This window comes from Pseudomonas tremae (assembly GCF_023278125.1).
In the GTDB taxonomy this organism is placed as follows: Bacteria; Pseudomonadota; Gammaproteobacteria; order Pseudomonadales; family Pseudomonadaceae; genus Aquipseudomonas; species Aquipseudomonas tremae.
This window is the reverse complement of sequence record NZ_CP066270.1, coordinates 1,663,813-1,677,004: the sequence shown is the minus strand read 5'-3', so window position 1 is coordinate 1,677,004 and position 13,192 is coordinate 1,663,813. Positions and strand designations below refer to the sequence as shown.

The 13,192-nt window shown below is 58.9% G+C and carries 10 protein-coding genes; 1 reads left to right on the top strand and 9 read right to left on the bottom strand.

The window, feature by feature from the left end:
* Positions 1-147 precede the first annotated feature (147 nt).
* The 9 genes from I9H09_RS07735 to mtnA all read right to left on the bottom strand — a co-directional run bounded on the left by I9H09_RS07735 (position 148) and on the right by mtnA (position 11,726).
* Complete coding sequence (locus I9H09_RS07735) at positions 148-390, bottom strand: LapA family protein (protein WP_122346597.1); 243 nt, start codon at positions 388-390, stop codon at positions 148-150.
* A gap of 24 nt (positions 391-414) precedes the next feature.
* Positions 415-711: an integration host factor subunit beta gene (gene ihfB / locus I9H09_RS07730; RefSeq protein ID WP_002554561.1), complete on the bottom strand. Its 297-nt coding sequence runs from the start codon at positions 709-711 to the stop codon at positions 415-417.
* A gap of 305 nt (positions 712-1,016) precedes the next feature.
* Complete coding sequence (gene rpsA / locus I9H09_RS07725) at positions 1,017-2,708, bottom strand: 30S ribosomal protein S1 (RefSeq protein ID WP_002554562.1); 1,692 nt, start codon at positions 2,706-2,708, stop codon at positions 1,017-1,019.
* Between the two features lie 121 nt (positions 2,709-2,829).
* Positions 2,830-3,519 carry a (d)CMP kinase gene (gene cmk / locus I9H09_RS07720; protein ID WP_122346596.1) on the bottom strand — a complete coding sequence of 230 codons (690 nt, stop codon included), beginning with the start codon at positions 3,517-3,519 and terminating at the stop codon, positions 2,830-2,832.
* Positions 3,516-5,120 carry a prephenate dehydrogenase/arogenate dehydrogenase family protein gene (locus I9H09_RS07715; protein ID WP_122346595.1) on the bottom strand — a complete coding sequence of 535 codons (1,605 nt, stop codon included), beginning with the start codon at positions 5,118-5,120 and terminating at the stop codon, positions 3,516-3,518. Before I9H09_RS07715 ends, cmk begins: the two co-directional genes overlap by 4 nt.
* A gap of 57 nt (positions 5,121-5,177) precedes the next feature.
* Positions 5,178-6,272, bottom strand: coding sequence for a prephenate dehydratase (gene pheA / locus I9H09_RS07710; protein ID WP_122346594.1), 1,095 nt, complete (start codon positions 6,270-6,272; stop codon positions 5,178-5,180).
* Entirely contained in the window at positions 6,272-7,357 is a 1,086-nt protein-coding gene (serC, locus tag I9H09_RS07705) for a 3-phosphoserine/phosphohydroxythreonine transaminase (RefSeq protein WP_122323508.1), read from the bottom strand. The genes pheA and serC overlap by 1 nt, the downstream gene beginning before the upstream one ends.
* Before the next feature lie 203 nt (positions 7,358-7,560).
* The gene (gene gyrA / locus I9H09_RS07700; protein WP_122323509.1) at positions 7,561-10,347 is read right to left on the bottom strand and encodes a DNA gyrase subunit A; all 2,787 of its coding nucleotides are present in this window, start codon (positions 10,345-10,347) and stop codon (positions 7,561-7,563) included.
* 302 nt (positions 10,348-10,649) lie between these two features.
* Positions 10,650-11,726, bottom strand: a complete 1,077-nt coding sequence (mtnA, locus tag I9H09_RS07695; RefSeq protein ID WP_053480516.1) for an S-methyl-5-thioribose-1-phosphate isomerase — start codon at positions 11,724-11,726, stop codon at positions 10,650-10,652.
* Positions 11,727-11,846: 120 nt separating this feature from the next.
* Between mtnA and I9H09_RS07690 the strand changes: the two genes are divergently transcribed.
* Positions 11,847-13,178, top strand: coding sequence for a TRZ/ATZ family hydrolase (locus tag I9H09_RS07690; protein WP_053931396.1), 1,332 nt, complete (start codon positions 11,847-11,849; stop codon positions 13,176-13,178).
* Positions 13,179-13,192: the final 14 nt, after the last annotated feature.

The following is a 13,192-nucleotide window of genomic DNA, read 5'->3' as shown; positions in this document are numbered from 1 at the left end:
AAGTACGAATTTCGGTAAAAAACCGGATGGTGTGCTGAAATACACTACAGCACACGTGCAAGGCGTGCCGTTTTATCGAGGAGAGAAGTCGGCTGGCTTTCAGATGACATCGTCACACCAGCAACCGAAGAGGCCTGAAGACTCTACTCAGGCAGAACGAACGGAAGGCGAACGTTTTTTACGAAAGCTGGTAATCCACGCCAGAAACGGGCCTATGAGCATGCCCAGAAGCAGCGCTATGACTACAGGCAAAGCCAAAGGAAGCTCCGGCGCTGACCAGCCAAACAGGTTCACAGCAACGGACTGCCGATTTTCAAGCACAAATACGGTTGTCGCCAACGCAACGAAAAGGACGGTAACGATCAGAATGACTCGTTTGAAAATACGCATCTGTTGATCCTTTGGTGGGCGGCTTCAAAAGCCCTCTTCTTCATCTTCGTTCACCCGGTCTCGAAGCTCTTTGCCCGGCTTGAAATGCGGTACAAATTTACCATCGAGACTGACCGATTGGCCGGTCTTCGGGTTACGCCCTACTCGCGGTGCACGGTAATGCAGAGAGAAGCTGCCAAAACCCCGAATCTCGATTCGGTCACCGGTTGCGAGGCACTGAGACATTTGTTCAAGCATGGTCTTGATGGCCAGCTCGACATCCTTGGATGAGAGCAGCCCTTGATGGGTGACAATTCGTTCGATCAACTCCGACTTCGTCATATTTTTCCCTTCTTTTTCAAGCAGCTAGATCAGCGCTCCGAAGGTTTTAGCATGACCGGATGAATTTGAACAGCCCATGTATTGACTTATGTTCAACGCTGCCAACCAGGCACAAAGCGTTTACACCCTTGTTACAGGAAAGAGACACCAGAACCCACGATGAGCTGACAGGGCCCGAGAGGCTATTGAAGGCGTTTTACGACCAAAGCCGTACATGACAGGCTGAAGGGATAACAGCGGTGTGGCCCGAATGGCGAGCATGAAAAAGGGCGACCGAAGTCGCCCCTTTTATGGTCAAGCAGAACTTAGTTCTGTTTTTCCATTTGCGCGCGCAGCAGGTCACCAATAGTGGTAGGACCAGTGCTTTCAGCAACTTCAGGCTTGCTACGCAGGCTCTGGATTGCTTCTTTCTCGTCTTCAACGTCTTTCGACTTGATGGACAAGCTGATTACGCGGCTCTTGCGGTCAACGCTGATGATCTTGGCTTCGATCTCTTCGCCTTCTTTCAGAACGTTACGCGCGTCTTCAACGCGGTCACGGCTGATTTCGGAGGCTTTGAGGGTCGCTTCGATGTCGTCGGCCAGAGTGATGATGGCGCCTTTGGCGTCAACTTCTTTAACGATACCGCGAACGATTGCGCCTTTGTCATTGACAGTGACGTACTCGGAGAACGGATCGCTTTCCAGCTGCTTGATACCCAGCGAGATGCGCTCACGCTCAGGATCAACCGACAGGATCACAGTGTCGAGCTCGTCGCCCTTCTTGAAGCGACGTACGGCTTCTTCGCCCACTTCGTTCCAGGAGATGTCGGACAGGTGAACCAGACCGTCGATGCCGCCGTCCAGACCAATGAAGATACCGAAATCGGTGATCGACTTGATGGTGCCGGAGATTTTATCGCCCTTGTTGAACTGGCCAGAGAAATCTTCCCATGGGTTGGATTTGCACTGCTTGATGCCGAGGGAGATACGACGACGCTCTTCGTCGATGTCCAGAACCATGACTTCCACTTCGTCGCCAACCTGAACGACTTTCGAAGGGTGGATATTCTTGTTGGTCCAGTCCATTTCGGAAACGTGTACCAGGCCTTCCACGCCTTCTTCCAGCTCTGCGAAGCAGCCGTAGTCGGTCAGGTTGGTAACACGCGCGGTAACACGGGTGCTTTCCGGGTAGCGAGCCTTGATAGCAACCCATGGGTCTTCACCCAGTTGCTTCAGACCCAGGGAAACACGATTGCGCTCGCGATCGTACTTCAGGACCTTTACATCGATCTCATCGCCAACGTTGACGATTTCCGATGGATGCTTGATGCGCTTCCAGGCCATGTCGGTGATGTGCAGCAGGCCATCGACGCCACCCAGATCGACGAATGCGCCGTAATCGGTGAGGTTCTTGACGATACCTTTGACTTGCTGGCCTTCCTGCAGGGACTCGAGCAGAGCTTCGCGCTCGGCACTGTTCTCGGCTTCCAGGACACTGCGACGGGAAACGACAACGTTGTTGCGCTTCTGGTCCAGCTTGATGACCTTGAACTCGAGCTCTTTGCCTTCCAGGTGAGTCGTGTCACGCACAGGGCGGACGTCAACCAGAGAACCAGGCAGGAACGCACGGATGCCGTTAACGTCGACAGTGAAGCCGCCCTTAACCTTACCGTTGATAACGCCCTTTACCACTTCTTCAGCTGCGAAAGCCGCTTCCAGAACGATCCAGCACTCGGCACGCTTGGCTTTTTCGCGGGACAGCTTGGTTTCGCCAAAGCCATCTTCGACCGCGTCCAGCGCAACGTGAACTTCATCGCCGATCTTGATGGTCAGCTCGCCAGCGTCGTTGTGGAACTGTTCCAGCGGGATGAGGCCTTCAGATTTCAGACCGGCGTGAACCGTAACCCAACCAGCCTGGTAGTCGATATCCACGATGATCGCGGTGATGATCGAACCGGCCTGAAGGTTGAGGGTCTTTAGGCTTTCTTCAAAAAGTTCTGCAAAGCTTTCGCTCATTTTAATTCCTGTTGATCAAGGGCGAAGAATACGCCCATCTGCCACGCTCCAGACAACGTGGGTTTCGTTCAAGTAAAAGAAAGCCTGCGGGACTATGACTGGTCTCCCGCATGCTTCTTCGTCACCCGGCAATATCGCGGAGTGCGATTTCGCTCAGAATGCGTTCAAGCACCTGCTCGATGGACAACTCGGTGGAATCCAGCTGTATGGCGTCGTGCGCCGGCTTGAGCGGTGCTACCGCTCGCTGGGTGTCGCGCTCGTCGCGCGCACATATCTCATCTAGCAGACTCGACAGACTAACATCATCGCCCTTGGCCTTCAACTGCAAGTAACGTCGGCGCGCACGCTCCTCGGCACTGGCGGTGAGGAATATTTTCAGCGGGGCGTCCGGAAACACGACCGTTCCCATGTCGCGGCCATCAGCCACAAGCCCCGGTTCTTCCTGAAAGGCGCGCTGGCGCAACAACAGGGCATCGCGTACCGCCGGCAATGATGCAACTTGCGAAGCGCCGCTTCCGACCTGCTCGTTGCGAATGGCCTGAGTGACATCTTCGCCCTCAAGGACGATGCGCTGCCCCTGCCCTTCCCGGGTCGCCTCGAATTGCACATCCAGATGAGCGGCAAGGACCTTGAGCGCTTCTTCGTTGGTCAGGTCGACGCCATGATTGCGCGCGGCAAAAGCCAGCAAGCGATACAAGGCACCGGAATCAAGCAGGCACCAGCCAAGCTTTCTGGCCAGCAATCCGGCAACCGTGCCTTTTCCGGAACCGCTAGGTCCGTCGATGGTAATAACGGGGGGTTTGATCTTCACTTTTTGTCCTCTTGCGCTACACGCATGCCGACTTGAGCGCACAGCGCCAGAAAATGGGGAAACACTGTGGCGGCATCCGCACAATTCTGAATACGGATGGGCGCCGAAGCCCGTAACGATGCAACGCGAAACGCCATGACGATACGCTGATCACCGCGAGCATCAACCTCGCCGCCATCTGGCGTGCCGCCTTCGATAATAATGCCATCCAGCACGGGCTCGGCCTCGATTCCGAGGGTGAGCAGCCCGTCAGCCATCAGCCTCACACACTCTGCCTGTTCAGCCTGCAGCGCCTGTGCGCCGCGCAGAATGGTACGCCCTTCTGCGCAGGCTGCGGCAACCAGAAGCACTGGAAACGTGTCGATGGCCAGCGGAACCAGCGCCTCCGGGACATCGACGCCTTTCAGCCTGGCAGAGCGCACGTGCAGGTCTGCGAGCGTTCCGCCTGCCGTTGCACGGACGTTTTGCAGCGCGATATCGCCCCCCATAAGGCGCAGAACATCTATAGCCCCCTCGCACGCCGAGCTGACGCCGACATCTTCCAGCAGCAAGTCACAGCCTTCGCTGATCGAGGTGGCGACCATAAACAGCACCGAGGACGTGACATCAATTGGCCCTTTGATGCGATGACTTACACCGTCACCGGAGCGGACTGCGGCGTTACGCTGATCGCCGGGCGCCGCATCCACGCGCGCGCGGCTGGCCAGAATTCTGCCGAAATGCTCGCGAGCCGCGCGGGCACGCGTGAATACGTCCAGCAACTGCGGCCCATCGCCCGCATCGACAGCATCGCGCAAGGCATCGAGATCACTGCGAAAGGTATCCAGCGTTCGCAACACCGCCTCGCGGTTGGCCATGAAGATGTCATGCCACATGGTCGGATCACTGCCTGCGATACGTGTGAAATCACGAAAGCCGCCGGCAGCGTACCTGAATATTTCGAGGTTTTCGTTACGCTTGGCCAGCGAGTCCACCAGACCGAACGCCAACAGGTGCGGCAGATGGCTGGTTGCGGCCAGCACTTCGTCGTGGCGCTCGACCTGCATGTGCTCTACGTCGGCGCCCAGAGCGGACCACAATTGGTCAACGACTGCAACGGCATGCGGGTCGGTTTCGGCCAGCGGAGTCAGGATGACCTTGTGGCGCCTGAACAGCGCAGCATTGGAGGCCTCGACGCCGCTTTGCTCGGACCCGGCGATCGGGTGCCCCGGCACGAAACGCGACGGCATCTGCCCGAATGCCTGTCGCGCAGCCCGGACCACGTTACCCTTGGCACTGCCGACATCGGTCAGTATTGCGCCGCCGAGGTCAAGTGGCGCGAGCAACGCAAGCAGCTTCTCCATCGCCAGAATCGGCACAGCCAGTTGAATAACGTCGGCGCCGCAGCAGGCCAAGGCCAGATCCGCTTCACAGCGGTCCACAACGCCCAGCTCGACTGCCAGCTCACGTGACCTTGGGTCGAGATCGACCCCGACCACTTCCCGGCAAAGACCGCTCTCGCGCACACCCTTGGCAAACGAGCCGCCAATCAACCCGAGCCCTACCACCACCAGTCGACCGATCAGAGGCCGGACAGGCTGTTCTGAAATCACATCAACCACGCGAACACACCTGACAGACCGGCAAGGCAAAAAACAGACAGATCATGTACCGCCCCCTCAAAGTACCGCTTTAGGGTAAGAACCCAGCACCTTCAAGGCCACGGCTTCGCTACTGATTTTTTCCAGCACGGACTTGACCAGCGGATCCTGATGGTGACCGACGAAGTCGATGAAGAACACATAGGTCCACTTGCCACTGCGTGACGGACGGGTTTCGATCCGCGTGAGGTCCAGCCCGCTCTCGTGGAACGGCACCAGCAATTCATGCAGCGCGCCCGGCTTGTTGCTCATCGAAACAATGATCGAGGTCTTGTCATCGCCGGTAGGCGGGACTTCCTGATTACCAATGATAAGGAACCGTGTCGAGTTGTCCGGGCGGTCTTCGATCTTTTCTGCAAGGCGCGTCAGGCCATAAAGGCCTGCTGCCATATCGCCGGCAATTGCCGCAGAGTTCCACTCACCCTTGACCCGCTTGGCGGCCTCGGCATTGCTGGCCACCGCAACCCGCTCGACATTCGGGTAATGCGCATCCAGCCATTTACGGCACTGCGCCAGCGACTGGGCATGTGAATAGATACGCGAGATGCTCTGCGTCTTGGTGCTTTCGCCCACCAGCAAATGGTGGTGGATGCGCAGCTCGACTTCGCCACAGATCACCATGTCGTGCTCGAGAAAGCTGTCCAGCGTGTGGTTGACGGCGCCTTCGGTGGAGTTTTCCACCGGGACCACGCCAAAATTCACCGCACCGGCGACCACCTCGCGAAACACTTCGTCGATGGCGGCCATCGGCAGGCTGATAACCGCATGACCGAAGTGCTTCATCGCGGCAGCCTGAGTAAACGTGCCTTCCGGACCGAGGTAGGCGACCTTGAGCGGCTGCTCAAGGGCCAGGCAGGAAGACATGATCTCGCGGAACAGACGCGCCATCTCTTCGTTGCTCAACGGCCCGCGGTTACGCTCCATCACCCACCTGAGCACCGCAGCTTCGCGCTCGGGACGATAGAAAACCGGCACCTCGCCTTCAGCCAGCGAGGACATTTTCACCCTGGCCACTTCCTGTGCACAGCGAGCCCGCTCACTGATCAGCTCCAGAACCTTTTCATCGAGGCTGTCGATACGGACGCGAAGCGCCTTGAGTTCTTGCTCGGACATCAACCGTGCTCCTTCTCGAAGTCTTTCATATAGGCCACCAATGCATTGACCGCATTGAGATCCACCGCATTGTAGATAGAAGCGCGCATGCCACCGACCGAACGGTGGCCCTTCAGGTTGAGCAGGCCATTCGCATCGGCACCGGCCAGAAACGGCTTGTCGAGACGATCATCCGCCAGACGGAACGGGACGTTCATCCACGAACGGTCAGGCTTGTTAATGGGGTTGCTGTACAGCCCGCTGGCATCGATGAAGTCATACAGCGTGCGCTGCTTGATGTCGTTCAGCTTGCCGATTGCCTCCACACCGCCTTGCTCTTTCAGCCATTCAAACACCAGCCCCGACAGATACCAGGCCAGCGTCGGCGGCGTGTTGTACATCGAGCCGTTGTCGGCAGCGACCTTGTAATTGAGCATGGTCGGGCACAGCGAACGCGCGCGACCCAGCAGGTCCTCGCGAATGATCACCACCACGATGCCACTGGGGCCGATATTCTTCTGCGCACCCGCGTAGATCATGCCGAAACGCGATATATCTACCGGACGCGAGAGAATGTCCGAAGACATGTCGGCTACCAGCGGCACATCACCGGCTTCCGGGATCCAGTCGAATTGCAGGCCACCGATGGTTTCGTTCGGCGCGTAATGAACGTAGGCTGCGTCCTGGGACAGCTTCCAGTCGTTCTGGCCAGGGATGGCGAAGTAATCGTAAGCCTTGGCGCTGGCCGCGACGTTGACTGCGCCGTAACGCGACGCCTCATCAATAGCCTTCTGCGACCAGATACCGGTGTCGATGTAATCGGCCTTGCCGTCTTCAGGCAACAGGTTCAGCGGGATCTGCGCGAACTGCTGGCTGGCGCCGCCTTGCAGGAACAGCACCTTGTAATGGGAGGGAATGGACAGCAGATCGCGAAAATCCTGCTCGGCCTTGGTGGCAATGGAGACAAACTCGTCGCTGCGGTGGCTCATCTCCATGACCGACAAGCCTTTGCCGTGCCAGTCGAGGAGCTCCGTCTGGGCACGCAGCAGAACAGCTTCAGGAAGCGCGGCAGGACCTGCGCAGAAGTTAAAGGCTCGCTTGCTCATATCCACTCTCGTCAAATACGTTGGGTCTGTACGCGCTTGTTTCTGGATGCTGCATCACGAGCAGGCAGCCGCCATGGCGGTCGGCAGCTCGTTACGAAAATTCTGATCCGGTTCAGGCTGGCCGAATGCCGCAAGGGCTGGACTTGTCCGTGACGCAGATGCAATCACAGACGAGCCAGCCCTTACCTGATTTACGTTACAACTCAGCTCTGAGGTTCGTCATCATCGGCTGCTGCGTCGGCCTGCAGGTCTTCACCTGAATCCTCGACGTCCGCATCAATAACACCTGCAACCAAACCATCAACAACCTCTTCGCCCTCAAGCTCTTCGCCTTCGACTAACGATGGTTCCTGAACACGCTCCAGGCCAACCAGTTTTTCGTCGCTGGCCAGCTTGATCAGGGTCACGCCTTGAGTGTTACGACCCAGGCTGGACACTTCTCCGACGCGGGTACGCACCAGTGTGCCCTGGTCAGAGATCAGCATGATTTCCTCGCCATCAAGCACTTGAACCGCGCCGACCAGGCGGCCGTTTCGCTCGTTGCTGACCATGGCGATAACGCCCTGCCCGCCGCGCTTGTACTCGGGGAACTCGGAGATGGCCGTACGCTTGCCGTAGCCGCGCTCGGAAGCGGTAAGGATCTGGCTGCCTTCTTCCGGGATCAGCATCGAAATCAGCTTCTGCCCTTCAGGCAGACGCATGCCACGCACACCGCGAGCCGTACGGCCCATGGCGCGAACGTCGGATTCCTTGAAGCGGGTAACCTTGCCGCCGTCGGAGAACAGCATGATTTCCTGTTCGCCGTCAGTGATGGCAGCAGAAATCAGGATGTCGCCTTCGTCCAGCTCAAGGGCGATCAGACCGACGCTGCGCTGACGGCTGAATGCCACCAGCGGAGTCTTCTTGACCGTGCCGTTGGCCGTGGACATGAAGATGAACGGAGCCTTCTTCTTGTCGGCAGCCTTGATGCGGGCCTTGCGCTCTTCTTCGGTTTCGTTGCTGTTTTCCGCGTCGTCCAGCTCGGCCTCGAGGGCTTCGCCTTCTTCGTCGGCACGCTTGCGCATGGCTTCGAGATCGACCGGCAGCATGGTGGTGATGTACTCACCGTCGCTCAATGGCAACAGGTTGACCAGCGGGCGACCACGTGCAGCGCGCGAGGCTTCCGGGATCTCGTAGGTCTTGAGCCAGTAAACCTTGCCCTTGCTGGAGAACATCAGCAACGTGGTATGGCTGTTGGCAACCAGCAGGTGAGCGATGTAGTCCTCATCCTTGATGCCGGTAGCCGACTTGCCCTTGCCACCGCGACGCTGGGCCTGATAGACCGCCAATGGCTGGGTCTTGGCGTAGCCACCGTGAGAAATGGTGACAACGCGCTCTTCTTCGGTGATCAGATCACCCAGGGTCAGGTCCAGACGCGCATCGAGAATTTCGGTGCGACGGGCATCGCCGTACTCGGAACGGATGAGTTCGAGCTCTTCGCGGATCACTTCCATGAGGCGCGTGGCGCTGTTCAGGATGCGGATCAGCTCGCCGATCTGAGTCAGGATTTCCTGATATTCGCCCAGCAGCTTCTCGTGCTCCAGACCGGTCAGACGATGCAGACGCAGCTCCAGGATGGCCTGAGCCTGTTCCGGCGAAAGGAAATACTTGCCTTCACGCAGACCGTATTGCGGATCGAGGTTTTCAGGACGGCATGAGTCGGCACCGGCACGCTCGACCATTTCGACCACGGCGCTCGATTCCCATGGCGTCTTGATCAGCGCTTCCTTGGCTTCGGCAGGTGTCGGCGAGGCCTTGATCAGCGCGATGACCGGGTCGATGTTGGACAGCGCCACGGCCTGACCTTCAAGGATATGGCCACGCTCACGCGCCTTGCGCAGTTCGAAGACGGTACGGCGGGTGACCACTTCACGGCGGTGGCGAACGAACGCTTCCAGCAGATCCTTGAGGTTAAGGATGCGCGGGCGACCGTCGATCAGCGCAACGATGTTGATACCGAAGACGCTTTGCAGCTGGGTCTGGGCGTAGAGGTTATTGAGAATGACCTCAGGCACTTCGCCACGGCGCAGCTCGATGACCACGCGCATGCCGTCCTTGTCGGACTCATCGCGCAGTTCGGTGATGCCTTCGAGTTTCTTTTCCTTGACCAGTTCGGCGATCTTTTCGATCAGCCGCGCCTTGTTCAACTGGTAAGGCAGCTCGGTGATGACGATCTGCTGGCGACCGCCCACCTTGTCAATGTCTTCGACGATGGAGCGGGCACGCATGTAAATGCGTCCACGGCCGGTACGATAGGCTTCGATGATGCCGGCGCGACCATTGATGATCGCTGCGGTCGGGAAGTCCGGGCCGGGGATGTATTGCATCAGTTCGTCGATCGTCAACTCGGGGTTGTCGATCAGTGCCAGACAACCGTCGATGACTTCACCGAGGTTGTGCGGCGGGATGTTGGTCGCCATGCCCACGGCGATACCGCTGGAACCGTTGACCAGCAGGTTGGGAATACGGGTCGGCATGACCGCGGGGATCATTTCGGTGCCGTCGTAGTTCGGCACCCAGTCCACAGTTTCCTTGTGCAGGTCGGCCAGCAGCTCGTGAGCCAGCTTGGTCATGCGCACTTCGGTGTATCGCATGGCCGCAGCGTTGTCGCCGTCGACCGAACCGAAGTTGCCCTGGCCGTCTACCAGCAGGTAGCGCAGCGAGAATGGCTGAGCCATACGAACGATGGTGTCGTACACAGCCGTGTCGCCGTGCGGGTGATATTTACCGATCACGTCACCAACCACACGGGCGGATTTCTTGTACGGCTTGTTCCAGTCGTTACCCAGCTCGCTCATTGCGAACAACACGCGCCGGTGCACGGGCTTCAAGCCGTCGCGCGCATCGGGCAGTGCCCGACCCACAATTACGCTCATTGCGTAGTCGAGGTAGGACTGCTTCAGCTCGTCTTCGATATTGACCGGGAGGATTTCTTTGGCCAGTTCGCCCATGAGAAGCCTGATTCCTTTTTCTGGTGAAACCTCATAAATCCATTCGGGATTTACAAAGCTCGCCGCTGCCAGCATTTGCAGGCAGCGACTTACGACAAATCAACGAGTTATGCCATGAATCTACGCAGCGTGGACGACCATTGTCAGTGTCCCCGGAAACCGCCGGATGTTACCACAATCGCGGAGGCGCTCACATCCTTTGCAGGCCCTGAAAGCGAGCCACCAGCCCACAAGACGCCTGAGAGACGCTTACAGGCTCGCGCAGCCGCTTTGCGCAAGCGGCGAGGCGTGGAGCCCAGGGATCAATGAAGGTGTTTGCGGCTCATCAATTGCGCCATGCGTGCAGTGTCGGGACGCTCGACAATGCCTTTTTCGGTCACGATGGCGTCGATGAGGTCTGCCGGCGTCACATCGAACACCGGATTGAAGGCCTCTACGTCAGCGCCGACCCGCTGCCCACCTACCTCAAGCAGCTCACGACCATCACGCTCTTCGATGATGATGTCGTCGCCGCTGGCCATATCCATATCGATGGTCGAACTCGGCGCCACGACCATGAAGCGCACGCCGTGATGCATGGCAGCGACCGCCAGCTGATACGTGCCGATCTTGTTCGCCACATCGCCATTGGCCGTGATGCGGTCGGCGCCGACGATCACCCAGGTAATGCCTTTGGTGCGCATCAGGTGGGCGGCGGCAGAGTCGGCATTGAGGGTCACCGGGACGCCTTCGTTGGCCAGTTCCCATGCGGTAAGCCGCGAACCCTGCAGCCAGGGCCGGGTTTCACCGGCGTAGACCCGCTCGATCATGCCTTCAAGGTGCGCGGCGCGAATCACGCCCAGCGCGGTGCCGAAACCGCCCGTGGCCAGCGCCCCGGTATTGCAGTGGGTCAGCACTGTCTGGAGATTGCCTTGGTGCCGGCGAATCAGATCGGCGCCCAGCTGCGCCATGGTCAGATTGGCTTCGCGGTCGCTCAGGTGAATGGCCACGGCCTCGGCCTCCAGCGCCGCCAGCGGGTTGTCGCCGTTCTTGACCCGCATCAACCGGTCACGCATACGGTTCAATGCCCAGAACAGGTTCACTGCGGTCGGTCGCGAATCGGCCAGCAACTGCAGGTCCTCTTCCAGCGCCGGATACCAGTCGCCGCCCTCTTCTATACGGGCACGAGCGCCCAGCACCGCGCCATAGGCGGCACTGATGCCGATAGCAGGCGCACCCCTGACCACCATCGTGCGAATCGCCTCGGCGACCCCGGCGGCAGTGGTGTAGCGGTGCCAGACCTCCTCGAAAGGCAGCACCCGCTGGTCAAGCAGGTACAACGCGTTGTCTCGCCAATCGATGGCCTTTACCTTCTCTGCAGCCAACAGTCGATCGCGCATCGCCAACTCCATCTTGAACATCCGAAACCCAGCATCAAAAGCCGCTGATTATAGCGAGCAGTCCGCGAAGACGCTCGGGTATACTTCGACATCAACGTAATAAGCTTTGGAAACCTTCTCATGCCGAACGCCACGCCACCGCTCGACCTGCTGCTCCTGCCCACCTGGCTGGTGCCGGTCGAGCCTGCGGGCGTAGTGCTCAAGGACCACGGTATCGGCATCTACGACGGCCTCATCGTCTATATCGGCCCACGGGCCGAGGCACTGCGCCACGATGCCCTGCAGGTGCAAGAGCTACCTGGCATGCTGCTCAGCCCCGGCCTGATCAACGCCCATGGCCACGCAGCAATGACACTGTTTCGCGGCCTGGCCGACGATCTGCCGCTGATGACCTGGCTGCAGGACCACATCTGGCCTGCCGAAGGCAAGTGGGTCGATGAAGATTTCGTGCGCGACGGCACCGATCTGGCCATCGCCGAGCAGCTCAAGGGCGGCATCACCTGTTTCTCGGACATGTATTTCTACCCCAAAGTGGCTGCCGAACGCGTCCACCTCAGCGGTATGCGCGCGCAAATCACCGTGCCGGTACTGGACTTTCCGATTCCGGGCGCACGGACCACCGATGAAGCACTGCACAACGGCATCGAACTGTTCAACGACCTGGCACACCACCCGCGTATCAAAATTGCCTTTGGCCCGCACGCGCCCTATACCGTGGGCGATGAAAACCTGGAAAAGATCCGGGTCATCGCCGACGAACTCGATGCCATGATCCAGATGCATGTCCACGAAACCGCCTTTGAAGTCGAACAGGCCGTCGAGCAACATCAGGAACGCCCCCTTGCCCGGCTCAATCGCCTGGGCATGCTCGGCCCGCGGTTTCAGGCCGTACACATGACGCAAATCAGCGATGAAGACCTCGAACTGCTGGTGGAAAGCAATTCCAGCGTTATCCATTGCCCCGAGTCCAACCTCAAGCTGGCCAGCGGTTTTTGCCCGGTCGAGCGACTATGGCAGGCGGGTGTGAACGTTGCAGTGGGCACCGACGGCGCGGCCAGCAACAATGACCTCGATCTGCTCGGCGAAACGCGCACTGCCGCCCTGCTCGCCAAGGCGGTCGCCGGTTCGGCCACAGCTCTGGATGCCCACCGGGCATTGCGCATGGCAACCCTCAATGGTGCCCGCGCGCTGGGCTTGCAGGACGAAACCGGCTCGCTGGAACTTGGCAAGGCTGCGGACATGGTCGCTTTCGACTTGTCCAGACTGGCCCAGCAACCGATCTATGATCCGGTGTCTCAGCTTATATATGCCACGGGACGCGACTGTGTGAGCCACGTCTGGGTGGCAGGCAAACAGTTGCTCGACGATGGCCACCTGACCCGCATGGATGAGCATGCACTGCGCGACACTGCCATTGCCTGGGGCCAGCGTATTTCCGGCAAAGTCGAATAATTCGATCCGGACCG

What these genes read in the sequence shown, in the direction of transcription:
- mtnA (WP_053480516.1), bottom strand. Translation starts at nt 11,726, where the DNA reads ATGCGCGATCGACTGTTGGCTGCAGAGAAGGTAAAGGCCATCGATTGG.
- rpsA (WP_002554562.1), bottom strand. Translation starts at nt 2,708, where the DNA reads ATGAGCGAAAGCTTTGCAGAACTTTTTGAAGAAAGCCTAAAGACCCTC.
- ihfB (WP_002554561.1), bottom strand. Translation starts at nt 711, where the DNA reads ATGACGAAGTCGGAGTTGATCGAACGAATTGTCACCCATCAAGGGCTG.
- I9H09_RS07735 (WP_122346597.1), bottom strand. Translation starts at nt 390, where the DNA reads ATGCGTATTTTCAAACGAGTCATTCTGATCGTTACCGTCCTTTTCGTT.
- gyrA (WP_122323509.1), bottom strand. Translation starts at nt 10,347, where the DNA reads ATGGGCGAACTGGCCAAAGAAATCCTCCCGGTCAATATCGAAGACGAG.
- I9H09_RS07690 (WP_053931396.1), top strand. Translation starts at nt 11,847, where the DNA reads ATGCCGAACGCCACGCCACCGCTCGACCTGCTGCTCCTGCCCACCTGG.
- serC (WP_122323508.1), bottom strand. Translation starts at nt 7,357, where the DNA reads ATGAGCAAGCGAGCCTTTAACTTCTGCGCAGGTCCTGCCGCGCTTCCT.
- pheA (WP_122346594.1), bottom strand. Translation starts at nt 6,272, where the DNA reads ATGTCCGAGCAAGAACTCAAGGCGCTTCGCGTCCGTATCGACAGCCTC.